25 protein-coding genes are annotated in these 21,391 nt (G+C 68.3%); 10 read left to right on the forward strand and 15 right to left on the reverse strand.

The window, feature by feature from the left end; all coding sequences use genetic code 11:
- Window positions 1–28: 28 nt before the first annotated feature.
- Genes pepN through ACTIFJ_RS05540 form a run of 5 tightly spaced genes read left to right on the forward strand, consistent with a single transcriptional unit; the run spans window position 29 to window position 5,122 of the window.
- The gene (gene pepN, locus ACTIFJ_RS05520) at window positions 29–2,599 is read left to right on the forward strand and encodes an aminopeptidase N (RefSeq protein ID WP_439533095.1); all 2,571 of its coding nucleotides are present in this window, start codon (window positions 29–31) and stop codon (window positions 2,597–2,599) included.
- A complete protein-coding gene (locus ACTIFJ_RS05525) occupies window positions 2,596–3,510 on the forward strand; it encodes a histone deacetylase family protein (RefSeq protein ID WP_439533096.1) in 915 nt (304 codons plus the stop codon). Before pepN ends, ACTIFJ_RS05525 begins: the two co-directional genes overlap by 4 nt.
- A 45-nt stretch (window positions 3,511–3,555) precedes the next feature.
- Complete coding sequence (locus tag ACTIFJ_RS05530; protein WP_439533097.1) at window positions 3,556–4,140, forward strand: RNA polymerase sigma factor; 585 nt, start codon at window positions 3,556–3,558, stop codon at window positions 4,138–4,140.
- 2 nt (window positions 4,141–4,142) lie between these two features.
- Window positions 4,143–4,601, forward strand: a complete 459-nt coding sequence (locus ACTIFJ_RS05535) for a hypothetical protein (protein ID WP_439533098.1) — start codon at window positions 4,143–4,145, stop codon at window positions 4,599–4,601.
- Complete coding sequence (locus ACTIFJ_RS05540; RefSeq protein WP_439533099.1) at window positions 4,598–5,122, forward strand: periplasmic heavy metal sensor; 525 nt, start codon at window positions 4,598–4,600, stop codon at window positions 5,120–5,122. The genes ACTIFJ_RS05535 and ACTIFJ_RS05540 overlap by 4 nt, the downstream gene beginning before the upstream one ends.
- A 3-nt stretch (window positions 5,123–5,125) precedes the next feature.
- On the opposite strand, the gene ACTIFJ_RS05545 is transcribed toward ACTIFJ_RS05540, so the two are convergent.
- Complete coding sequence (locus ACTIFJ_RS05545; RefSeq protein ID WP_439533100.1) at window positions 5,126–6,007, reverse strand: aminotransferase class IV; 882 nt, start codon at window positions 6,005–6,007, stop codon at window positions 5,126–5,128.
- Window positions 6,008–6,049: 42 nt separating this feature from the next.
- Between ACTIFJ_RS05545 and ACTIFJ_RS05550 the strand changes: the two genes are divergently transcribed.
- Both ACTIFJ_RS05550 and ACTIFJ_RS05555 read left to right on the forward strand, forming a co-directional pair.
- A complete protein-coding gene (locus tag ACTIFJ_RS05550) occupies window positions 6,050–7,435 on the forward strand; it encodes a cryptochrome/photolyase family protein (RefSeq protein WP_439533101.1) in 1,386 nt (461 codons plus the stop codon).
- Window positions 7,432–7,863 carry a protein tyrosine phosphatase family protein gene (locus ACTIFJ_RS05555; protein ID WP_439533102.1) on the forward strand — a complete coding sequence of 144 codons (432 nt, stop codon included), beginning with the start codon at window positions 7,432–7,434 and terminating at the stop codon, window positions 7,861–7,863. Before ACTIFJ_RS05550 ends, ACTIFJ_RS05555 begins: the two co-directional genes overlap by 4 nt.
- Window positions 7,864–7,958: 95 nt before the next feature.
- Here the strand turns inward: ACTIFJ_RS05555 and ACTIFJ_RS05560 are convergent, their stop codons facing one another.
- From ACTIFJ_RS05560 to ACTIFJ_RS05585, 6 genes are all read right to left on the reverse strand, one after another.
- Complete coding sequence (locus tag ACTIFJ_RS05560) at window positions 7,959–8,648, reverse strand: SDR family NAD(P)-dependent oxidoreductase (protein ID WP_439533103.1); 690 nt, start codon at window positions 8,646–8,648, stop codon at window positions 7,959–7,961.
- 10 nt (window positions 8,649–8,658) lie between these two features.
- Window positions 8,659–9,033, reverse strand: a complete 375-nt coding sequence (gene clpS / locus ACTIFJ_RS05565; protein WP_439533137.1) for an ATP-dependent Clp protease adapter ClpS — start codon at window positions 9,031–9,033, stop codon at window positions 8,659–8,661.
- Window positions 9,034–9,170: 137 nt separating this feature from the next.
- Window positions 9,171–10,100, reverse strand: coding sequence for a TIGR01841 family phasin (gene phaP / locus ACTIFJ_RS05570; protein ID WP_439533104.1), 930 nt, complete (start codon window positions 10,098–10,100; stop codon window positions 9,171–9,173).
- 114 nt (window positions 10,101–10,214) lie between these two features.
- Entirely contained in the window at window positions 10,215–11,594 is a 1,380-nt protein-coding gene (gene pgmG, locus ACTIFJ_RS05575; protein ID WP_439533105.1) for a phosphoglucomutase/phosphomannomutase PgmG, read from the reverse strand.
- A gap of 27 nt (window positions 11,595–11,621) precedes the next feature.
- A complete protein-coding gene (locus tag ACTIFJ_RS05580; RefSeq protein WP_439533106.1) occupies window positions 11,622–11,891 on the reverse strand; it encodes a J domain-containing protein in 270 nt (89 codons plus the stop codon).
- Entirely contained in the window at window positions 11,891–12,703 is an 813-nt protein-coding gene (locus ACTIFJ_RS05585) for a division plane positioning ATPase MipZ (protein ID WP_439533107.1), read from the reverse strand. The genes ACTIFJ_RS05580 and ACTIFJ_RS05585 overlap by 1 nt, the downstream gene beginning before the upstream one ends.
- Before the next feature lie 99 nt (window positions 12,704–12,802).
- Here ACTIFJ_RS05585 and panC point away from each other — a divergent pair, with 99 nt between their 5' ends.
- Window positions 12,803–13,639: a pantoate--beta-alanine ligase gene (panC, locus tag ACTIFJ_RS05590; protein ID WP_439533108.1), complete on the forward strand. Its 837-nt coding sequence runs from the start codon at window positions 12,803–12,805 to the stop codon at window positions 13,637–13,639.
- Window positions 13,640–13,646: 7 nt separating this feature from the next.
- Here panC and ACTIFJ_RS05595 read toward each other — a convergent pair whose 3' ends face one another.
- The 7 genes from ACTIFJ_RS05595 to rpmG all read right to left on the reverse strand — a co-directional run bounded on the left by ACTIFJ_RS05595 (window position 13,647) and on the right by rpmG (window position 17,615).
- Window positions 13,647–14,066 (reverse strand): hypothetical protein, encoded by a 420-nt coding sequence (locus ACTIFJ_RS05595; RefSeq protein WP_439533109.1) that lies wholly within the window; start codon window positions 14,064–14,066, stop codon window positions 13,647–13,649.
- 47 nt (window positions 14,067–14,113) lie between these two features.
- On the reverse strand, window positions 14,114–14,806 hold the full coding sequence (locus tag ACTIFJ_RS05600) for an FkbM family methyltransferase (protein ID WP_439533110.1): 693 nt from the start codon (window positions 14,804–14,806) through the stop codon (window positions 14,114–14,116).
- Window positions 14,803–15,942, reverse strand: a complete 1,140-nt coding sequence (locus ACTIFJ_RS05605) for a GNAT family N-acetyltransferase (RefSeq protein WP_439533138.1) — start codon at window positions 15,940–15,942, stop codon at window positions 14,803–14,805. The genes ACTIFJ_RS05600 and ACTIFJ_RS05605 overlap by 4 nt, the downstream gene beginning before the upstream one ends.
- Complete coding sequence (locus ACTIFJ_RS05610) at window positions 15,939–16,406, reverse strand: RidA family protein (RefSeq protein WP_439533111.1); 468 nt, start codon at window positions 16,404–16,406, stop codon at window positions 15,939–15,941. The genes ACTIFJ_RS05605 and ACTIFJ_RS05610 overlap by 4 nt, the downstream gene beginning before the upstream one ends.
- On the reverse strand, window positions 16,403–17,023 hold the full coding sequence (locus ACTIFJ_RS05615) for an HAD family hydrolase (protein ID WP_439533112.1): 621 nt from the start codon (window positions 17,021–17,023) through the stop codon (window positions 16,403–16,405). Before ACTIFJ_RS05615 ends, ACTIFJ_RS05610 begins: the two co-directional genes overlap by 4 nt.
- Window positions 17,014–17,355: a DUF3572 domain-containing protein gene (locus tag ACTIFJ_RS05620; protein ID WP_439533113.1), complete on the reverse strand. Its 342-nt coding sequence runs from the start codon at window positions 17,353–17,355 to the stop codon at window positions 17,014–17,016. The genes ACTIFJ_RS05615 and ACTIFJ_RS05620 overlap by 10 nt, the downstream gene beginning before the upstream one ends.
- A 92-nt stretch (window positions 17,356–17,447) precedes the next feature.
- Window positions 17,448–17,615, reverse strand: coding sequence for a 50S ribosomal protein L33 (gene rpmG / locus ACTIFJ_RS05625; protein WP_439533114.1), 168 nt, complete (start codon window positions 17,613–17,615; stop codon window positions 17,448–17,450).
- Window positions 17,616–17,758: 143 nt separating this feature from the next.
- Here rpmG and ygfZ point away from each other — a divergent pair, with 143 nt between their 5' ends.
- A complete protein-coding gene (gene ygfZ / locus ACTIFJ_RS05630; protein WP_439533115.1) occupies window positions 17,759–18,583 on the forward strand; it encodes a CAF17-like 4Fe-4S cluster assembly/insertion protein YgfZ in 825 nt (274 codons plus the stop codon).
- Window positions 18,583–19,773, forward strand: a complete 1,191-nt coding sequence (locus tag ACTIFJ_RS05635) for a mechanosensitive ion channel family protein (protein WP_439533116.1) — start codon at window positions 18,583–18,585, stop codon at window positions 19,771–19,773. The genes ygfZ and ACTIFJ_RS05635 overlap by 1 nt, the downstream gene beginning before the upstream one ends.
- A gap of 9 nt (window positions 19,774–19,782) precedes the next feature.
- On the opposite strand, the gene ACTIFJ_RS05640 is transcribed toward ACTIFJ_RS05635, so the two are convergent.
- A complete protein-coding gene (locus tag ACTIFJ_RS05640; RefSeq protein WP_439533117.1) occupies window positions 19,783–21,390 on the reverse strand; it encodes a DUF4403 family protein in 1,608 nt (535 codons plus the stop codon).
- Between the last annotated feature and the right edge of the window lies 1 nt (window position 21,391).

The following is a 21,391-nucleotide window of genomic DNA, read 5'->3' on the forward strand; positions in this document are numbered from 1 at the left end:
GGACCACAGGATTGGGCAGGATGGATCAATGATGGACGCCCCCGACACGGTTCAGACGCTCGACCTGGTACGGCTCGCCGACTATCGGCCGCCCGACTGGCTGATCCCGGACGTGGCGCTGGTTTTCGATCTCGATGCCCCGGTCACGGTGGTGCGTGCCCGGCTCCACGTCCGCCGCAACGGCGTGCACGACCGGCCGCTGGTGCTCGATGGCAGCCGGCTCGAGTCGCGCTGGGTCGAGGTCAATGGCGAGCGTCAGAACATCCGGCCCGACGGCGACCGGCTGACGCTGCCGATCGCCGGTGACGAGGCGGTGATCGAGAGCGAGGTACTGGTTCGCCCGGCCGCCAACACGCGGCTGATGGGGCTTTATGCCAGCGAGGGCCGGCTGGTGACCCAGTGCGAGGCCGAAGGCTTCCGCGCCATCACCTGGTTTCCGGACCGGCCCGACGTGCTGTCGACCTACACGGTGACGTTGAATGCCGATGCGGCACGCTATCCGGTGCTGCTCTCCAACGGCGATCGCGGCGTCAGCGAGGCGCTTCCCGATGGGCGGCTGAGCGTTACCTGGCATGATCCCTGGCCGAAGCCCTGCTATCTGTTCGCGCTGGTTGCCGGCGATCTCAGCGCGCGGCGCGATGTCTTCGTTACCGCCTCGGGCCGCGAGGTGGCGCTGGCGATCTGGACCGCGGCGGCCGATGTGCCGCGCTCGGCCCATGCGATGGCGGCGCTGAAAGCCAGCATGGCCTGGGACGAGCAGGCCTATGGCCTCGAATATGATCTCGACGAGTTCAACATCGTGGCGGTGGCGGATTTCAACGCCGGTGCGATGGAGAATAAGGGGCTCAATATCTTTAACTCCAAATATGTCCTCGCCGATGCCGAGACGGCGACCGATGCCGATTTCGACGCGGTGGCGGCGGTGGTGGCGCACGAGTATTTCCACAATTGGACCGGCAACCGTGTCACCTGCCGGGACTGGTTCCAGCTCAGCCTCAAGGAGGGGCTGACCGTGTTCCGGGACCAGCAGTTCTCGGCAGATCAGGGATCGGCGGCGGTGCGGCGGATCGACGATGTCCGCTCTCTGCGCGCCGTGCAGTTCCCCGAGGACGCCGGGCCGCTGGCCCACCCGATCCGGCCCGATCACTATGCCGAGATCGCCAATTTCTACACCTCGACGATCTACAACAAGGGCGCTGAGGTCATCCGCATGCTGCATACGCTGCTCGGTCCGGCCGGCTACCGCAAGGGCGCCGACCTGTATTTCCAGCGGCATGACGGCCAGGCGGTGACCTGCGAGGACTGGCTGGCGGCGATGGAAGACGCCAACGGCCGGGACCTGACGCAGTTCCGCCGCTGGTATGATCAGGCCGGCACGCCGCGCGTTGCCGTGCATGTGGCGCGGGCCGGGCGCCAGCTGACCGTGGCGCTGACCCAGCGGCTGGGGGAGGGCGGTGACCGGCCGCTGATGCACATCCCGTTCCGGCTGGCGCTGATCGGTCGCCAGAGCAGCAAGCGGATTGGTGCCGAGCGGCTGGTGGAGCTGAAGGACCGCGAGACGCGGGTGGTGTTCGAGGGGCTGGACGAGCCGGTGCTGCTGTCGCTCAACCGTGGCTTCTCGGCGCCCGTCATCGTCGAGGCGCAGGCGGCGCGTGACGAGCTGGCCTTCCTCGCCGGTGCCGATGACGATCCGTTCGCGCGCTGGGAAGCGATGCAGCGGCTGGCGCTCGACGTGCTGGCCACCGACGACGCGCCGGACGAACTGGTAGCGGCGGTGGGGGCGACGCTGGCAGCCGGCGAGAAGGGCGGGCTCGATCCGGCCTTTGTCGCCGAGGCGGTGCTGCTGCCGAGCGAAGCCTTTATCGGCGACCAGGCGCCGGTGGTGGCGGTGGAGGCGATCCATCGCCGGCGCGAGGCGGCGCGGGCGGCCATCGCCAGCGCGCTCGAGCCGCAATGGTGGACGCTGTGGCGCCGCCATGGCGGCCAGGGCGCGGCATTGACCCCCGAGGCCAAGGGCGCGCGGCGGCTGGCCAATGTGGCGCTCGGCTATCTCGTCACCGCGGGCTCCGACGATGCGATCCTGGCCGCGGCCGAACAATATCGTACCGCGCCGACGATGACCGACCGGCTGGGGGCGCTGACGGCGCTGATCAACACCGACAGCGCGGCGCGCGACGAGGCGCTGGCGGACTTCCATGCGCGCTTTGCCGGCAACCATGATGTCATCGACAAATGGTTTACCGTGCAGGCGCTGGCAACCCGCGACGACACGCTGGCGCAGGTCGAACAGCTGCTGCGCCACCCGGATTTCACCATTGCCAACCCCAACCGGCTGCGGTCGCTGGTCGGGGCGTTTGCCGCCAACCAGAAGCATTTCCATGCCGCCGATGGCAGCGGCTATGCGCTGCTGACCGAGCAACTGCTCGCCGTCGACCGGATCAACCCGCAATCGGCGGCGCGGCTGACCGTGCCGCTCGGCCGCTGGCGGCGGTTCAATGCGGCGCGGCAGGCGCTGATGTGCGCGCAACTGCAACGCATCGTCGCCGCCCCCGGCGTCAGCCGCGACGTGCTGGAAATGGCGAGCCGGGCGCTGGGGTGACGCCCGGCCCGGCGCGGCTGCCGCTGTTCCATGCCCCGGGCTATGCCGTGCGGCTGGCCGACGGCCATCCGGTGCCGATGAACAAATATACCGCGCTGCCGGGCGCGATCGAGGCACTCGGCCAGTCTGTCCTGCGCCTCGACCCGGAGCCGGCGCCGCAGGACTGGGTCGAGGCCGTGCACGCGCCCGACTATGCCGCCGCCGTCATCGCCGCCGATGTGCCGGCCGCCATCGAGCGCCGGATCGGCTTTGCCGTCACCCCCGCCGTCGCGGCCCGCTCGCTGCTGGTTGCGGGCGGCACCCATGGCGCGGCGCTCTGGGCCCTCGAACATGGCTGGGCAGCGAACGGCGCCGGCGGCAGCCACCATGCGGGTCCACAGGGCGGTGCCGGCTATTGCGTCATCAACGATATTGCGGTGGCGGCCGAGGCGCTGGTCCGCCAGCGCCGGGTCGCGCGTATCCTGATCGTCGACCTCGATGTTCATCAAGGCGACGGGACCGCCGTGATCTTCGCCGGCCGCAGTGATGTACTGACCTTTTCGATGCACGCCGAGCGCAATTATCCGGCTCGCAAGGCCCGTTCGTTCCGCGATGTCGGCCTGCCGGACGGCACGTCCGACGACGTTTATCTCGAACGGCTGGCCGCCGAACTGGCGGGCCTGATCGGCTACCACCAGCCGCAGCTGATGCTGTTCCAGGCCGGCGTCGACGTCCATGCCGATGACCGGCTGGGGCGGCTGGCGCTCAGCGATGCCGGGCTGGTGGCCCGCGATGTGATGGTCGCCGAGGCAGCCCGGCGCCATGGTATCCCGCTGGCGGTGACGCTGGGCGGTGGCTATGCCGAGCCGGTGCTGCTGGCCCGCCGCCATGCCGCCGGGCTGATCGCGCAGTGGCAGGCGATGCAGCGATAGGCCGGGGCAGAGGGGGAAATACCCGCCCGCCCACGTAGGGGGAGAGTGACTGTGCAACCCGTACCCTCGCTGATGGTGCCCGATCTGCTCGCCGGGCTGATGCTCCGCGTCCAGCACGGCGACCGCGCCGCCTTTGCCGAACTGGTGCGCGCGCTGGAGGGGCCCGGGCTGCGGCTCGCCGACCGGACGCTGGGGGACCGCGCCGCCGCCGAGGATGTGGTGCAGGTGGCGCTGTCAAGACTGTGGACGATGGCCGAGCGGTTCGACGCGTCGCGCGGATCGGTGTCGGCCTGGTACCGGCGGATGGTGGTGAACCTCTGCCTCGATCGCAAGCGCGCCACCCGGCCGATGCAGGCGATCGACACGGTGGCCGAGATGGCGAGCCCCGACCCCGGCCCCGAGGAAGACGCGATCGCCGGCGACATGCGCACCCGGCTGGCAGCAGCGATGGAGACGCTGGCACCGCGGCAGCGCGCGGCGCTGGCGATGTTCCATGGTGACGGCCTGACCATGGCCGAGATCGCCGTCGCGCTGGAGACGACGCCCAAGGCCGTCGAGGGATTGCTGGGCCGCGCCCGTATGGAACTCAAGAGCCTGTTGGCCCCGATGATCAACGAGAAGGATCTATGACCGTGAACCGCGCTGAGGCCCTTGCCCTGATTTCCGCCTATGGCGCGGACGCGGCGCGCTGGCCGGCGGATGCCCGCTCGGCGGTGCTGGCCCTGGCCGCCACCGATGCCGAAGTCGCGGTGGCGCTCGACGAGGCGCGGCGGCTCGATGCCCTGCTGCAGGGCTGGGCCGGTGATGTACCGGCGCGGCGCTTCGATGCCGAAGCGCTGATCCCGGCCCCGGCTGTGCAGCCGAGGGCCCGGGGCTGGGTAAAGCGTAGCTGGCTCGGCGGCGGCGCGATCGCGGCCAGTGTCGTGGCGGCGTTGCTGCTGACGGTGCCGGTGCAGGGGCCGGTGCAGGGTCCGCAGCAACAGACAGTTTCAACCGAGGTTTCGCTGGGGTCGGCCAGCGGGCAGGCAGAGTCGATGGATGACTTTGCCATGATTTTCACGCCGACCGCTGATGAGGAAGATTTGATATGAGCAAGCTGATGCGTGCAGCGACCTTTGGTCTGCTGATCGTTGCCAGCCCCGTGCTGGCGCAGACGCCCCCCCCGGCAGCAACCACGGCCTCCCCCGAGGCCGGCAAGGCGCAAGGCCAGATGCGGGGCAAGATGGGAGGGCGCATGTTCTCCAGCCTGTCGGAAGCCGGTCGCGCCACCATGCGTGAAGCGATGCAGGCCAGCCGTCAGGGCAATGACCGTACGGCCGTGAAGGCCGCGCGCGACCGGATGCTGACCTTGCTCGAAGCCGATCGGCTCGACACGGCGGCGCTGAAGCGCGCGATGGACGAGGAGCGGACGCTCGCCGCCACAAGCCATGAGCGGCGCCAGACGGCGATGCTCAACGCCTTCACCAAGCTGTCGGTGGCTGATCGCAAGGCCTTTGTCACCGAAGCGCGGCAGCTGCGCGACAAGATGCAGGATCGGATGCAGGGCGAGAGGGGCGAGCGCCTCAAGCGCTGGCGTGAGCGTCGCGGCGGCGGTGCCGGCGGCCAGCTCTAGGCGCTAGCGACTGCGCCAGCCGGTCTGCCGATGGATTTCATCGGCGACCAGGCTGGCCAGCCGCGCCGCCACCGGGCCGGGCGTACCATTGCCCACCGGCTGGCCATCGATGGACACGACCGGAAGCAGGGGCGCCGTGGTGCTGGTCAACAGCGCTTCATCGGCGCCCTTCGCGTCGTCGAGGCTGAACGGTGCTTCGACGACCGGGATCTGGGCAGCGCGCGCCAGGCGGATCAGGCTGTCCCGCGCGATGCCGGGCAGGATATGGGCGCTGAGCGGATGGGTGTGCAGCGTGCCGCCGCGCACGATCCAGGCATTGGTGCTGCCGCCCTCGCGCACCGTGCCGTCCTCGGCGACGAACCAGGCCTCGAAATGCCCGGCGGCGCGCGCGTCCTGCTTGGCCAGCACATTGGCGAGCAGGTTGGTCGTCTTGATGTCGACCCGCCCCCAGCGCTGGTCCGGTATGCTCATCACGCTGACACCGCGCGCCTGCTGGCCGGCCCGCTGGTGAAAATCGAAGCGCCGCATCGTCATCATCAGCCGCGGGTGGACAACGCCGGGAAAACCATGGTCCCGCCGCGCACTGCCGCGGCTGACCTGGATATAGAGCAGGCCGTCGGTGGCACGGCTGCCGGCGATCAACCGCCGCGCGATCTGGCCGAGCGCCGCATCGCTGTGCGACAGCGGAATGAACAGCGCCGACAGGTTGCGCCGCATCCGCTGCAGATGCGCCGGCCAGTCGAGCAGCCGGCCATTCAGCACCGCGCAGACCTCGTAGATCGAATCGGCGAATTGCAGCCCGCGGTCCTCGATCGGGACGGTGGCATCGCGGATCGCCATATACTGGCCATCGACATAGGCATGCTGCGGCATCGGGACGCTCATTTCATCGAGGATTCCGCTGCCCATAGCGGCTAGGAATGGCCCATGCCAGCGCCGCAATTGATATGGTTCCGCCGTGACCTGAGACTTGCCGACCAGGCGGCTGTGCGCGCCGCCACGGCGGCCGGGCCCGTGGTGGCGCTGTATGTCCTCGATGACGAGACACCCGCCGTCGATGCCTCCCTTCCGGCCGGCTGGGACCAGGGCTGGGCGATGGGCGCGGCGCAGCGCTGGTGGCTGCACCATTCGCTGGTCAGCCTCGATGCCGACCTGTGCGCACGGGGCGGCGGGCTGGTGCTGCGGCGCGGCCGCTGCGCCGGGATCGTGCCGGCGGTGGCCGCCGAGATCGGCGCCGGCGCCGTCCATTGCCTCGGCCATGTCGAGCGCTGGGCGAGGGCCGATGAAGAGGCCGTGGCGAAGCGATGCCTCCTTCATGTTCATGACGGGGCGCTGCTCGCGCGGCCTGACAGCGTCCGCACCGGGACCGGCGGCCGTTACCGCATCTTCACCCCCTGGTGGCGCCGGCTGCGCGAGCAGATGCCGCCGCCCCGGCCCGAACCGGCGCCCGAAACCATGACCTTTGTTGATGGCGTTGCCAGCGACCGGCTGGACGACTGGGCCCTGCTGCCGACGCGTCCCGACTGGGCGAGCGGATTCCGGATATGGACCCCCGGAGAGGCCGGCGCCTTGGCCCGCCTCGAAGCCTTCGAGGACGACGTGCCGGCTTACGACGAAGCCCGCAACCTGCCATCGGAAGAGGGCACCTCCCGCCTTTCCCCGCATCTCGCGATGGGCGAGATTTCGGTCCGCACTGTCTGGCACGCCGTTGCCACCCATAACGCCGCCGAGCCCTATCTGCGCGAACTCGGCTGGCGTGATTTCGCCGCCAATATCCTCGACCAGTTCCCCGATCACGGCGAGGTGCCCGGCCGCGACCTGTTCTCCCGCTTCCCGTTCCGCGATGATCCCGAGTCGCTGCGCGCCTGGCAGCAGGGCCGCACCGGCTATCCTATCGTCGACGCCGGCATGCGCCAGCTCTGGGCGACCGGCTGGATGCACAATCGGGTGCGGATGATCACCGCCTCCTTCCTGGTCAAGCATCTGCTCATCGACTGGCGCCACGGCGAGCGCTGGTTCTGGGATTGCCTGGTCGACGCCGATCTCGCCGCCAATTCGCTCGGTTGGCAATGGGTGATGGGCTCGGGCGTCGACTCCTCGCCGTTCAATCGCGTCTTCGCGCCCGTTGGCCAGAGCGCCAAATTCGATGCCGCTCCTTATATCCGGCACTGGGTGCCCGAGCTTCGTGCCCTGTCCGACAAGGCCATCCACGCGCCCTGGGAAAATGGCGGGGCCCGCGGCTATCCGCCACCAATCGTCAACCATGAGTTCGCCCGCGCCCGCGCGCTGGATGCCTATCGGAGGGCCCGATGACCGACCCCGTCGATATCCATGCCTGGCGCCGCCTCGACGCGCGGCTGACCACCTCCGGCCAGCCGACCGAGCCCCAGCTTGCCGATCTCAAGGCCCTAGGCGTCGAGACGGTGATCAACCTCGGCCTGCATAGCCATGAGCGGGCGCTGCCCGACGAAGCCGCCAGCCTGGGCGCGCTGGGCATCGCCTATATCCATATCCCCGTCCCCTTCGATGCCCCCGACGACAATCATTTCACCCGTTTCTGCGCCGCCATGGCCGATACGGCCGGACAGACCGTCCACGTCCACTGTATTCTCAACATGCGCGTGTCGGCCTTCCTCTATCGCTACCGCCGCGACGTGCTCGGCATGGACGAGGCCGAGGCGCGGGCGGCGATGACCGGGATCTGGCAGCCGGATGGGGTGTGGGCGGACTTCATTCGGTAAGCCTCCGGCGGCCGGGGGCTTAGCCCCCGGACTCCGCAAATCGGGCCTGGACTCCTTGATGGGGTCTGGGGCCAAGGCCCCAGCCGCCGGAGGCCCTAAGGTGCTATCTCCAGCCCCTGCCAATCGAACACCCGCCCACTATGCTCGGCCGTCCGGCTGTCGATGACCGCCAGCAGATGGGCGGCCGATTCATCGGGGGTGAACAGCGTCCGGGCGCTGCGCTGGAACGGCTTCGAGAGGCCGGTGTCGACCGTGCCCGGGTGGAGGCCGATGACCACGGCATCCGGGCTCCGGCGGGCGTGCTCGATGGCAATGGTGCGGATCAGCTGGTTGAGCGCGGCCTTGGCGGCGCGGTAGCCGTGCCAGCCGCCGATACGATTGTCCGAGATCGAGCCGACGCGGGCCGAGAGGGCAGCGAAGACGCTGCGGCCGTCGCGCGGCATCAGCGGCAGCATCGCCTGGGCGACAAGGGTCGGGCCGATGGCATTGACGGCGAAGCTGCGCGCCAGCTGGCTGGCGTCGAGTTCCTTCAGCGCGCGTTCGGGGCGTAGATCGGCGGCATGGAGCAGCCCGGTGGCGCAGATCACAAGGTCAGGGGCGGCCGGCAGCGCGGCGGCAGCGGCGGCGATGCTGGCCGGGTCTTCCAGGTCGAGCACCGGGCGGCTGAGCCGGGTGAGCAGGGCGACGCCCGAATCGGTGGCGAGCTGGTCGGCCAGCGCGGCGCCGATGCCGCCCGAGGCGCCGATGACGACGGCGTGGATCGGCCGCCCGAAGCTGGTCAGCACCTGGCTGAACTCATTCCTTTTCCATCGTGCATTGCAGCGGATGCTGGTGCTCGCGGGCGAAGTCGATGACCTGGTTGACCTTGGTCTCGGCCACTTCATAGGTGAAGATGCCGCAGACGCCGACGCCGCGCTGATGGACATGGAGCATGACGCGGGTGGCGTCCTCGATGGTCATCTTGAAGAAGCGCTGCAGGGTCAGGACGACAAACTCCATGGGGGTATAGTCGTCGTTGAGCATCAGCACCTTGTAGAGCGAGGGCTTCTGCGTGCGCGTGCGGGTGCGGGTGGCGACCCCGACGCCGGTACCATTGCCGGTGCCGTCGCCGGGCTCGTCGGGTCGGTCGTTGGCGGCGCGCGTCCCGGCTCCTGATAATAGGCTCGTCATCGTTTGCAGGACCATATCGCTCAAAAGGGGGTCCCGGTCTCGCGACCAGGTCATGACGCCTATATACGGCCTGTGGCGCGATGAGAAAAGGGGCGGCCGCATGGCTGCGACCACCCCTCCCACTCGATTGGCGATGCTTACTTGGTGGTAAGGATCGTCTTCATCTTGTCGGTGGCCAGCGCGATGCGGTTCTGCATCGGCTCGAACACTTCGCCGCTGATCTTCATCATCATTTCGGTCATCTTCGACATTTCCGAAACGGCGCTGTCGAACTGGGCCTTGGCATAGTCCGACTGGAGCTGCATCAGCTCGTTAGGGGTCTTGGCGGCGGCGAACGACTTGGCGACGGTGCTGGCTTCCTCGAAGCTCTTGCGCGACACATCGGAGATGTGCGCGGCAACGGCTTCGATGCCGGTGCTGGCAGCACGAGCGGCGGCGAGCATCGCCTCGACATTGCCACGGGCCATGTCGGTCATTTCGTCGATGGTCTTCATGCTGACTTCAACGGCTTCGCGCGACTTGGCAGCGACCTGCTCCATCGCGGCCTTGCTGCTCTCCATCGCCGCTTCGGCGCTGGTGTTGAGCTGGTGAACGGTGTTCTTGACGGTTTCCTGGGTGGTTTCAAAGGCGGTAGCCATGACATTTTCCTTCATTTGCGGGACTTGTGGGGTGGGGACTGACTTCAGCGTGACGCGGGGCACGGCCGCGGGCATGACGGGATTGATGACCGGCTGCAGCACCGGCACGTCGACCGGCTTGGGGGCTGGCGCTACCAGCTTCGGTACAGCGGGCGCAGCGGGCTTGGCCGCCGCCGGGGTCGCCGGCTTCGGGGTAGCCGGCTTGGCGGCGGGGGGCGTCGCAGGTTTGGCAGCGGCCTCTGGCTTGGCGGCAATTGGCTTGGCCGCGACAGGCTTTGTCGGCGCCGGCGTCTTCGCCGGCGATGCCGAAACGGTCTCAGCCTTGGGCTTCGCCGCCGTCATGGCCGCAGGCCGGCTGGCCTTGGCGCCAGGCTTCGGCCCGGGCTTGCGCCGGGCGCCTGCCGCCGGGGTTTGAGACTTCACTGCCACGCATCCGCTCCGTATCTTGGATCGTTGTGCGCTGCACCATAGTCAAACCCGGCCATGTTTGCAATAGGGAAATGTTGCAGTGCAACATGACCCCCTCGCCACCCAGTGAACCGGTCAGTGGCCCATCAGCGTCGTGCCAATCCCGCTCGTCGCCAGCTCGCCTTCCAGCTCGGCGCGCAGCCGAATCAGCGCGTCCTCGTCCTTCGCCTCAACCCGCGCCACCAGGGCGTCCTGGGTGTTGGACGCGCGCAGCAGCCACCAGCCGTCGGGGCGAATCACTCGCGCGCCGTCGGTCTCATTGACCGTTGCGCCGGCCGCCTTCAGCCGCGCCAGCACTTCCTCGACCACGGCGAACTTGCGCGTCTCCGAAGCCTGGAAACGCAGTTCCGGCGTGTTGACCATCACCGGCATCGCGGATTTGAGAACTGTCAGCGAGCCGCCCATCTCGGCCACCGCGCCGATCAGCCGGATCGCGGCGTAAATGCCGTCGTCGAAGCCGTACCAGTCATGGCCGAAGAAGATATGGCCGCTCATCTCGCCGGCCAGCGGGCTGCCGATCTCCTTCATGTGCGCCTTGATCAGGCTGTGCCCCGTCTTCCACATCACCGGCTCTCCGCCCAGCGCCGCGATCCGGTCGAACAGCGCCTGGCTGGCCTTGACGTCGGCGATGATCGCCGCGCCGGGCAGCGCCTTCAACACCGGCTCTGCGAGGATGGCGAGCAGCTGGTCGCCCCAGACCACCCGGCCCTCGCCATCGATCGCGCCCAGCCGGTCGGCGTCGCCATCGAAGGCCAGGCCGAAATCGCAGCCCTTCTCGGCGACCACGCGCTTGAGGTCGGCGAGGTTGCGCTCGTCGGTCGGGTCCGGATGATGGTTCGGGAAGCTGCCGTCGACCTCCGCAAACAGCACATGGTGGGTGCCCGGCAGCCGCTTGACCAGCCGCTCGACCACCGGCCCGGCGACGCCGTTGCCGCAATCCCAGGCGATGGTGAACGGCGGCGGGCTGAAGTCCTTGAGCAGCCGGTCGACATAGCGGTCCATGATCTCGACCTGCGTGGCGGTGCCGGTGCCGCTCGTCCAGTCTCCCGCCTCGGCCAGCGCACCGAGCCCGCGAATATCGGCGCCGAAGAACGGCCGCGCGGCGAGCATCATCTTGAAGCCGTTCCAGTCCGGCGGGTTATGACTGCCGGTGACCATGATGCCGCCGTCACAGGCCAGCTCGTACACGGCATAATAGAGCATCGGCGTCGGCCCCAACCCGACGCGCACGGCATCGACCCCGGCGGCGTTCAGCCCCTCGACCAGCGCCGCCTCGAGCGCCGCCGAGGAGGTCCGCCCATCCCGGCCCACCGCCACCGAGCGGCCGCCGCTGCGGGCGATCACGGTACCGAAGCTGCGGCCGATGGCACGGGCATCGTCGACGCCGATGGTGGTGCCGACAATCCCGCGAATGTCATATTCGCGCAGGGCGGTGGGATGGAAGACGTGACTCATGGCAAAGCTCCGCAAAGACAGGCGCAATCAGTGGCCCTTGCGCGCGAGGCTGGCAAGCAGCCGGTCGCGCGCCTCGGTCAATTCCCGGCTTTCCCGCGCCGAGCCGCCGGCATCCGGATGGGCCGTGCGAATCCGCTCGCGGAACGCCTGTTCGATCCGCACGGCATCGGCCCCGGGCGCCAGCCCGAGCCGCTCATGGGCAGCGGCCAGCGCCGTGTCGACGGCGCGTCCGGGCTTCTTCTGGCGCGGCCATACCCACCACAGCGCAAAGGCACCGAGCAGGAACAGCAGCGCCATCAGGCGGCGAGGCTCTGGCCGGTCCAGCCCGGCAGGTTGAGCCCGGCGATCAACGCCCGCAGCTCGGCGCGGGCGCCGACATGGCTGATACTGAAGTCCTCCAGTGCCGACCGGTCGAGCAATGTCAGCCCGCGCGGAAAGAATTCGCGGTAGATGACGCGTTCGGACAGGCCGGGCAGGTGCCGGAAGCCGACCCGCCCCGACAAGGCCTGCAGCGCCGCGCCGACGCGCTTCATGTTGCGCGCCTCCAGTGTCGACAGCCGGTTGCGGACCACCACCCAGTCGACCCGCCCGCCGTCATGCCGGGCGCGGGCCTGTCGAAGCTCCCAGATCAGCGCCGAATAAAAGCCCGGCTTGCGCACGGCGAAGGTCTCGGGGTCGACATCGCCGATCAGGTCGAAGTCGAGAAAGCTGTCGTTGATCGGCGTGACGATGGTGTCGGCGCGGGCCAGCGCCGCCCGGGTCAGCGGCGAATCCCGCCCCGGCGTGTCGATGATCAGGAAATCGATGGTCGCCGCCTGCTGTAGCCGCAGCGCCAACTGGGCCTCGGCCTGCGGTCCCTCGGCGATGGTGATATGGTCCGGTGTCGGCAGCACCAGCCCCTTCTGGGCGGCATAGGCGGCGCGATTTTCGAGATAACGCGCCGTGGTCCGCTGGCGGGAATCGAGATCGAGCATCGCCACACGGAAACCGGCATGGGCCAGCGCCACGCCGATATGGACGGCGGTGGTGGACTTGCCGGTGCCGCCCTTCTCGTTGCCGAGCGCGATGACGTGAACGGCGCCCGCCCTGTTCGGCCTTTCCGCGTTCATGCTGGCCCTGTCCCCCTGCTTCCAAGCTTGCGTGCATGGCTGCTTTGGCACAGAGGCGCGCACAAGAACAAGCGGAGCCATCGGAGGCAGGGGAACCGAATGCAGATCGTGCGTACACCGGCGGCACTGACGGCGGCCGTGGAAGCCTGGCGGCGGGACGGCAAGCGTGTCGCCTTCGTGCCGACCATGGGCGCGCTACACGCCGGCCATCTGGCGCTTGTCGCCGAGGGCCTCGCCCGTGCCGACATCGTCACCGCCTCGATCTTCGTCAATCCGCGCCAGTTCGCCCCGGGCGAGGACCTCTCGCGTTACCCCCGCGACGAAGCCGGCGACGCCGCCAAGCTCGCGGCTGCTGGCTGCTCGCTGCTCTATGCGCCCGATCTCGCCGCCATGTACCCGTCCGGCTTTGCCAGCTTCGTCCGCGTCGGCGGCCTGCCCGATGTGCTGTGCGGCGCCGTGCGACCGGGCCATTTCGATGGGGTTGCCACCGTTGTCACCAAGTTGCTGGCGGCGGCGCGCGCCGATTTCGCCATCTTCGGCGAGAAGGACTGGCAGCAGCTCGCCATCGTCAAGCGCATGGCCGCCGACCTTGATCTCGGCACCGAGATCATCGGCGCGCCGATCGTCCGCGATGCCGATGGCCTCGCCCTGTCATCGCGCAACCTCTACCTCGCACCGGCCGACCGTGCCCGGGCGCTGGCGCTCCCCAAGGCGCTCGTTGATGCGCGCACCCAGCTGCACACTGGCGAGCCGCTGGCCGCCGTCCTCGCTGAAGGATCGCTGGCGCTGGCCCGCGCCGGCTTTGCGCGTGTCGATTATTTCGAACTGGTCGATGGCGAGACATTGGCCACCCTCGCCGCCCCGGCGCCGGGCGCCCGGCTGATGGCCGCCGGCGTCGTCGGCAAGACCCGGCTGATCGACAATATGGAAGTCTGAGACGGCCCTATCGCGGCCAATAGTCCGGGCCCCAAAGCCCACGTCCGGTCATCGATCGACCAGGCCCATAGAGCCCCGTCCCGCCGAAACCATAATCGTCGTAGCCACCCATCCCATAGCCGCCGAAATTGGAACGGCCGGTGCTAAAGCTCAACGCTACCGCGCCATTGTCCCCGAGCGGCAGCATCGTGCTGCCAAAAACCCCGCGCGTGCCGTTGGTGCCGACGGTAAAGCCCACCTCGCCGTGCATTCGCCGGTCGGTCGCCGCATCCTCGGGCGCTCGGGCGGTAATCCGCGTGTCATGCTCCGGTTGTCGCGAGGCCCCGTCGATCGCGGCAGCCCTTTGCTCAGGCGATAGACTATGGATGACCGGCTCGCCCATGACAGGGGAGGCAGAAAGCAGGAGAAAAGGCAGCATCGTGCGCATGTCTACATCATTACCTTTCCTGCGTGAGCGGTGGCTGAACAGCGTCGCTAGATCGGTTCCGCCAGCCAGTTCATTTCGGCGGCGCGTGTCAGCCGATAGCGTGCGGAGGTCAGCAGCGCCGTGCATTCGGCTTCCACCGATGGCCCCAGCTCCAGATAGAAGCGGGGCCGGGCCTCTTTCAGCAGGCGCGGCGCCCCCCGCAGCGTCGCGGCTTCCAGCCCCTCGACATCAAGCTTGATCAGGTCGGGCGGCCCGAACCGGTCGAGCAAGGTGTCTAGCGTCAAGGTTGGCACGGTCAGGTGCGCGCGGGTGCCGCCGGTCTGCGAATGTCCATGGCCGAGAAGGTGGTTGGAGGCGCGACCACGCGTGGCGATCGCCAGCGTCGCCAGCCCGCTGGACTCGGCAACCGCAGCGGCAACAATGTCGACGTCGCTGCCGTTTAATGTCACTGACCGGAGCAGCAGATTGGCGAGAAATGGGTCGGCCTCGACCGCAACGACCTGCCGGGCGTGGCTACAGGAAAAGGCGAAAACACCGCAGTTGGCCCCGACATCCCAGACCGCCATGCCCGGCAAGACCATCGTGCGCGCGAGTTCGGTAAGGTCGGTATCGAAACGGCGTTTCAGATATTTGAGCTGGCTGTCCGGTGACACGAGTAGGGGCGTGCCGTTGGGCAGCCGCCGCTGCAACACACGGCCCCGGGCGAGGCGTTCGGCAAGGGTTCGAAGCATCGCAGTCATGTAACTGATTTCCTGAACGGAGTCGCCATGTCGAGCGCCTCGATGTCGGCCGCGACCATCGCCGCCTCGCGTTTGACGAAGTCGCCCACCGCGTCGCGGAAGCTGGCGTTGGGGATATAGTGCGCCGAAATCGTCTCCACCGCCCGGTAGCCGCGCGCCAGCTTGTGCGGCCCCTGGGCGCCGGCCTCGACGCGGGGCAGCCGGTGCGCGATGGCCCAGTCGATCGCCTGATAATAGCAAAGCTCGAAGTGCAGGAACGGCACCTCCTCGGTGCAGCCCCAATAGCGCCCATAGAGGCAGTCGCCGCCGATGAAGTTGAGCGCCCCGGCGATCGGCCGGCCGTGGCGCAGCGCCAGCATCAGCAGCACCTGGTCGCCCATCGTACGCCCCACCTCGGAGAAGAACGGCCGGGTCAGATAGGGCCGGCCCCATTTCCGGTAGCCGGTGTTCTGATAGAATTCCCAAAAGGCATCCCAGTGAGATTCGAGGATGTCGGCGCCGCGCAGATGGACGATCTCCAGCCCCTCGACCGCCCGGGCGCGCTCCTTGCGAATATTCTTGCGCTTGGGCGACGACAGCGCTGCCAGAAAATCGCCGAACGCCCCATAGCCGTCATTGAACCAGTGAAACTGCTCGCCCGACCGCATCAGCCAGCCCGCCGCGGCAAAGCGCGCGCGGTCCTCGGACGTCAGGAAAGTGGCATGCGCAGACGACAGGGTATTGGCCTCGGTAATGCCCTCGGCCGCCTCGATCAGCGCGGCGGCGGCGGCCTCGTTACGCGCCAGCAGCCGGGGCCCGCTGGCCGGGGTGAACGGCACGCTCAGCTGGAGCTTGGGATAATAGCGCCCGCCCGCCCGCTCGAAGGCATCGGCCCAGTTATGGTCGAAGACATATTCGCCCTGGCTGTGCGACTTGAGCCAGGCCGGCAGGATGCCGGCGATGCCGTCCCGGTTCTCGACGACGACATGCGCGGGCTGCCAGCCGGTACGGGCGGTCGCCGAGCCGGAATTCTCCAGCGCCACCATGAAGGCATGGCGGGTGAACGGGTTGGACAGCCCGGCGCAGCCGTCCCATTCGGCCGCACTGAGGTCGCTGGCGGCCGCCAGTATCCGGGTGGAGAAGCCCGGCTGGCTCAGGAGCCGATCTCGATGATCGCATCGATCTCCACCGCCACGCCGCGCGGCAGCACCGGCACGCCGACCGCCGAGCGGGCATGGCGCCCCGAATCACCGAACACCGCGACCATCAGGTCCGAGGCGCCATTGGCCACTTCCGGCTGGTCGGTGAAGCCTGGTGCCGAATTGACGAAGCAGCCGAGCTTGACGATCCGCGAAACCCGGCGGAGATCGCCGAGCGCCGCCTGCATCTGGGCGATCAGGCTGAGCGCGCAGCGTTGCGCCGCAGCCGCGCCGGCGGCCACATCGACGTCGTCGCCGAGCCGGCCCTTGATCAGGCTGCCGTCAGCCGCCTGGCTGATCTGGCCGGAGATATGAAGCAGATTGCCGCTGATCACATAGGGCACGTAATTGGCCGCCGGGGCAGGGGCTGCCGGCAGCGTGTGGCCGAGTTCGGCAAGGCGATGGGTCGGCGTGTCGGTCATGCGGGGTCTCCAAGCAGCGATTCGATATGCGGCAGCGCCTGCGCCCAATGGTCGATGCGGACATGGGCGTCGGCGGCATCGGGGATCAGGTGGCGCAGTTCGATTTCGGCGACCATGTGCAGCCGGTGCACATGCGGCGTCAGGGTCGCCACCGAGCTGTGGTGCGGAGGCAGGTCGTCGATGAATACGGCTGCGGATGGCTGATATTCGGCGAGCAGCGCGGCCAGCGGCGGGCCCTTGGGGCCATGATTGCCGATGACCCGGTACGGCATCCCCATCCGCGCCAGCTCGCGGGTCCGCGTATGGGCATGATGCTCGGCGATGTTGGTCAGCACCACAACATCACAGCGGCGCGCCAGCTGCGCCAGCGCCTCGGCCGCCCCGCTGATCGGCGTTTGCTGCGGCATATGGGTGGTGAAGAAGCCATCGAGCAGCGCCGGGAATGCCGAGGCCGGCACCGCCTCGCCGGCCGCGTCGCGGATGTTGCCGGACAGCGCATAGCTGTCGAGCCGCAATGTCATCGCATGCGCATCGGCCAGATAGGTGGTGAATGGGGCGGCGAATTCCAGCAGCACGCCGTCGCAGTCCGAGATGATCAGCGGCCGGCTCATTCCCATTCCGGTCCGGCCAGTTGGCGGGCTGCGGCGGCAAGCGTCGCCGGGCTGACCTCAAGGGCCTCGGCGACCGCCACCAGATCCGCCTCATGCGCGGCAAGGAATTCGAGCACCGCTGCCAGCAGACCGGGGTCGCTGGCCCCGGCGCGCAGCCCATCGGCATCCAGCCCGGTCAGCGCGAGAAAACGCGGGCCCAGTTCTTCATCGGCAGCGATATGGGCGAGCGCCTGAAGCCCCAGCAACTGGGCGTCCGGCGTACCGGAGCCGCGGGTTCGTTCGGGGGAGGGCGGGCGCATGCGGCGGGATCGATCCAGACAGAAGCTGTCGCTGGTCAATATGGGCCACGACGGATATTGCCAAGCCATGCCGCGCGCCTGCGACCGAAACGACCTGGACGTGCGGGCGCCGGTGGCGCCGCGCAGCATTCTTACTTGATCTTGGCTTCCTTGAACTCGACGTGCTTGCGCACCATCGGATCATATTTCCGGAAGGTCAGCTTCTCGGTCTGCGTCCGCGGGTTCTTCTTGGTGACATAGTAATAGCCGGTGTCGGCAGTGGACACGAGCTTGATCTTGATGGTTGTCGGCTTGGCCATGACTCGGTTCCGGAGACTATATCGGTGGACGCGCCAAGGCTGGCTGGAGGGCCAGGGCCGGACGCTGCAAGGCGGCGGCTATGGGCGGCGGCGCAGGCAAAGTCAAGTTTGGCAATTGCGCGCTTTGTCGGTTAAGTCGGCGCATGACGCGTTATTGCTTGCCCGACCGTGCCGTGCTGCGGATCAATGGTGCCGACACCCGCCCCTTCCTGCAAGGCCTGCTGACCCAGGATGTGATGCAGCTGGCGCCCGGACACCCGCTTTATGCCGGCCTGCTCAGCGCCCAGGGCAAGCTGCTGTTCTCGATGCTGCTGCACAAAGACGCCGCCGGCGATGTGCTCGTCGACGTCGATATCGCCCAGGCCGACGCGCTGGCCCGCCGCCTCGGCCTCTACCGGATGCGCAAGGCGGTCACCATCGCCCCGGCCCCCGATCTCGCCGTCCACGTTGCTCTGGAAGGCGGGCATGATCATCCTGCCGACCCCCGGCTGGCGGCACTCGGCAGCCGCTGGCTGGCCGCACCCGGCGACGCCCCGGACGGAATCGACGCGTGGCGCGCCCACCGCACAGCGCTCGGCGTCGCCGAGGCCGCCGAATTGGGCGAGGACCGGCTGCTCTGGCTGGAGACCGGGGCGGCGCTGCTCAACGGCGTCAGCTTCACCAAGGGCTGCTATGTCGGCCAGGAAAACACCGCGCGCATGCACCATCGCGACAAGGTCCGCCGCATGATCGTGCCGCTGCGAATCGATGGTTCCCCGGGAGATGGCAAGTTGGGCGATGGCCAGCTCCGCGATCCCGACGGCCGTGTCGTCGGCAGCCTGCTCGGCGCGGCTTGCGCCGCCAATGGCGTGGCGCTGGCGCACATGCGGCTGGAGGCGGGTGTCGCCGCGCTGACCGTCGGTGACGGCACCCCGGCCACGCTGCTCCGGCCTGACTGGCTGGCGCCCGTTCTCGAAGGGGCGAACTGATGGCCGCGTCGCCCGCCACGGATGCCAGCGCCCGGACGGTGGTGGCCAAAGACGACAAGCTGTCGGTGCCGGACCAGGTCGAACTGCTGACCCGCGATACCTTCGACTGGCTGCGCTACGACAGCGAGGAAGCCCTGCTCTCCGTCGCCATCGCCGTCGCCATCTATTTCATCTTCGTCGGCGCCCGCTGGGGCATCGTCAGGGCGCTTGGCGGCAGCGGCGACGTCACCACCTGGAAGGGCTTCGCCGGCCGCATCATCCGGCGGACGCGCACCCCCTTCATCGCCATACTCGCCGCCTATGTGGTGGCGCATGTTATTGCACCACCGGGGCCTCTGCGTGCGGCGATCGATTTCTTCTTCACCATCGGCTTCGCCGTGCAGGGCGCCATCTGGCTGCGCGAGATCATTCTCGCCATGGTCGAGCGCCGGGCCGAGCATAGCGAGGACCCCGGCGGCTACCAGAGCGCCATCAACGTCATCCGCGTGCTGGTCAATGTCACGGTCTGGATTCTTGCCACCATCCTCGTCCTCGACAATCTCGGGGTCAATGTCACCGCGCTGGTTGCCGGCCTCGGCGTCGGCGGCATCGCCATCGGCCTGGCGGCCCAGGGCATCTTCTCCGATCTGTTCGCGGCGCTGGCGATCCTGTTCGACCGACCGTTCCGGGTCGGCGAGACCATCCAGTTCGGCGGTCAGACCGGCACCGTGGAAGCCATTGGTCTCAAGACCGTGCGTATCCGCGCTCTGTCGGGCGAGCAGCTGGTCGTCGGCAACACCCAGCTGCTCGGCCAGCAAATCAGCAATTTGAAGCGCATCGAGGAGCGTCGGATCGTGCTGCTGTTCGGCATCATCTACCAGACGCCGCCCGAGGTGATGGAACAACTGCCCGAGGAGGTCCGCGCGGTGGTCGAATCGGTGCCCCATGCCCGTTTCGACCGCGCCGTCTTCACTGGCTTCGGCGCCTCGTCGATCGATTTCGAGCTGGTGTTCTTTGTCGATGTTCCGGAAATCCAGGTGATGGTCGCGGCGCGCCACGCCATCGGCGTCGGGCTGGTCCGGCGCTTTGCCGCGCTGGGTGTCGAATTTGCCTATCCGAGCCAGACCAGTTTCACCGCCGCCCCGGACGGCACGCTGATCGATCCGCGCGAGCGCATGCCGGTCGGCGGGGAGGTCGAGCGTCCGGCCTGACGTCCAGTCTTATTGCGGCGGATCGGGCGGGGAGGGCGGCAATTTCACCGGCGGCGACGGATTGGGTGTACGCGCCAGCTCCAGCGTCGCCGTCCCGGCGATTTGCACTGGCATGTAAAGACCTTCGCCCAGCACCGCCACCTGGCCGTTATGGATCTCGTCGAGCACGGCCCGGATGATGAAGTCACGGCCGATCGGCAGCGCCGCCAGCCGCGGCTCGATCCGAGCCAGCAGCTTGTTGTAGTCCTTCGAAAAATCCTGGACCAGCGCCGCCTCGAGCCCGGCCCGCACCTCCGGCTCCTGCGAGATGGCGACGAGGAACTCGAACCCGGGACTGTCGGTCCGGCTGGCCAGTTGCAGGTCGGTGAAGCGCACTTTCTGGCTGTCGGCATCGTTGCGCGGGATCGCGGTCAGCCACAGCACGCCCTTGGCATTGATCAGCCGCAGCGGCGAATGCGCCTCGATCTCCATGCCCACGGCCAGCCGCCCCCCGGTGGTCGGATAGAGTGTCACATCGCCGAATTTGACATCGGCACGCCCATAATCGGCCAGCTTCAGTCCCTTCTTCGATAGCTTTCCAAGCGCGCGCGCCAGCACCGGCTCCAGTTCCTTGTAATCGGCGGTGATCGGCAAGTTCATCCGCACGCCCTGAGCGCCGAGCGCCGGTCCCGGCGGCGGCAGCGGCGTCGACGGGCGCGGCTCGGGCCGGTCGCCGATGAAGGTCTCGGTATAGGCCGTGACGGCCAGCGGCAGCGTCAGCTTCCGGTCCTTGATCACCCAAGGGTCGACATGGAGCGTCTGCGGCGTGATCCTCAGCCACACCGGCGGGTTGCGCTTGTTGAGCGAGATGGTGGCGAAACCCTGCTCCCAGGTCTTCTCGAGAATGCGGCGGCTGTGGAACTTGCCCAGCTCCGCCGGCAGGCTGCCTTCGAGCGCCCGGATATGCGGCTCCAGCGCCCGGTCGGCCTTGCCGGCAAAGGTGATCCGCGCGCCGAGCAGCGAAATGCCGGGCTTTTCGGTCCAGTCATAGTCGATCGTCACCTTGGCGCGCGGCTGCCAGCGCGGATCGAGATCGAGCCGGATATCGGCGCGCACCTCGGCGGCGGCGGTGGCGGTCTTGCCGGCCAGCTTGTCCTTGGCGTCGCTGGCGCGGATCTGAGCCTCGATCGGCATCACCAGCTTCATCGCATTGCCGTCGCCCGAGAGCTTGACCGGCCCGCGCCGCACCTCGCCGACGATCCGGCAGGCGATGTCGGGCGTGATCTTCGCCTTGTCGAGGCCGATCTTGCACTTTCCCTCTTCATCACGCTTCAGGCACAGCGTCAGCCGCTGCGCTGGCACACAGGCCTTTTCCACCTTGTCGATCGTCGTCAGCACCTTGGGAATGCGAAGGTCCAGCCGGCGTTCGAGCACGTCGAGGTCGACGGTAATCGGCACCGCCATGGTGCTCGTCAGCGGCGGCACATCGGCAGCCGCCGTGACCCGGGGCGGCGCCGGATTGCCGGCGTTCTGCCGCGCGCTGAAAATCCGGTAGCCGACCAGCGCGATCGCCCCGACCAGCACCACGACCAGCACGGCATAGATCCGGCGTCGCGCCGGCGGCATCGCAAGGCCCATG

The sequence above is a fragment of the Polymorphobacter sp. genome (genome assembly GCF_051860865.1).
GTDB lineage: Bacteria > Pseudomonadota > Alphaproteobacteria > Sphingomonadales > Sphingomonadaceae > Sandarakinorhabdus.

What these genes read in the sequence shown, in the direction of transcription:
- pepN (WP_439533095.1), top strand. Translation starts at nt 29, where the DNA reads ATGATGGACGCCCCCGACACGGTTCAGACGCTCGACCTGGTACGGCTC.
- ACTIFJ_RS05540 (WP_439533099.1), top strand. Translation starts at nt 4,598, where the DNA reads ATGAGCAAGCTGATGCGTGCAGCGACCTTTGGTCTGCTGATCGTTGCC.
- ACTIFJ_RS05545 (WP_439533100.1), bottom strand. Translation starts at nt 6,007, where the DNA reads ATGAGCGTCCCGATGCCGCAGCATGCCTATGTCGATGGCCAGTATATG.
- ACTIFJ_RS05550 (WP_439533101.1), top strand. Translation starts at nt 6,050, where the DNA reads ATGCCAGCGCCGCAATTGATATGGTTCCGCCGTGACCTGAGACTTGCC.
- ACTIFJ_RS05555 (WP_439533102.1), top strand. Translation starts at nt 7,432, where the DNA reads ATGACCGACCCCGTCGATATCCATGCCTGGCGCCGCCTCGACGCGCGG.
- clpS (WP_439533137.1), bottom strand. Translation starts at nt 9,033, where the DNA reads ATGACGAGCCTATTATCAGGAGCCGGGACGCGCGCCGCCAACGACCGA.
- pgmG (WP_439533105.1), bottom strand. Translation starts at nt 11,594, where the DNA reads ATGAGTCACGTCTTCCATCCCACCGCCCTGCGCGAATATGACATTCGC.
- ACTIFJ_RS05580 (WP_439533106.1), bottom strand. Translation starts at nt 11,891, where the DNA reads ATGGCGCTGCTGTTCCTGCTCGGTGCCTTTGCGCTGTGGTGGGTATGG.
- ACTIFJ_RS05585 (WP_439533107.1), bottom strand. Translation starts at nt 12,703, where the DNA reads ATGAACGCGGAAAGGCCGAACAGGGCGGGCGCCGTTCACGTCATCGCG.
- panC (WP_439533108.1), top strand. Translation starts at nt 12,803, where the DNA reads ATGCAGATCGTGCGTACACCGGCGGCACTGACGGCGGCCGTGGAAGCC.
- ACTIFJ_RS05595 (WP_439533109.1), bottom strand. Translation starts at nt 14,066, where the DNA reads ATGCGCACGATGCTGCCTTTTCTCCTGCTTTCTGCCTCCCCTGTCATG.
- ACTIFJ_RS05600 (WP_439533110.1), bottom strand. Translation starts at nt 14,806, where the DNA reads ATGACTGCGATGCTTCGAACCCTTGCCGAACGCCTCGCCCGGGGCCGT.
- ACTIFJ_RS05610 (WP_439533111.1), bottom strand. Translation starts at nt 16,406, where the DNA reads ATGACCGACACGCCGACCCATCGCCTTGCCGAACTCGGCCACACGCTG.
- ACTIFJ_RS05615 (WP_439533112.1), bottom strand. Translation starts at nt 17,023, where the DNA reads ATGGGAATGAGCCGGCCGCTGATCATCTCGGACTGCGACGGCGTGCTG.
- rpmG (WP_439533114.1), bottom strand. Translation starts at nt 17,615, where the DNA reads ATGGCCAAGCCGACAACCATCAAGATCAAGCTCGTGTCCACTGCCGAC.
- ygfZ (WP_439533115.1), top strand. Translation starts at nt 17,759, where the DNA reads ATGACGCGTTATTGCTTGCCCGACCGTGCCGTGCTGCGGATCAATGGT.
- ACTIFJ_RS05635 (WP_439533116.1), top strand. Translation starts at nt 18,583, where the DNA reads ATGGCCGCGTCGCCCGCCACGGATGCCAGCGCCCGGACGGTGGTGGCC.
- ACTIFJ_RS05640 (WP_439533117.1), bottom strand. Translation starts at nt 21,390, where the DNA reads ATGGGCCTTGCGATGCCGCCGGCGCGACGCCGGATCTATGCCGTGCTG.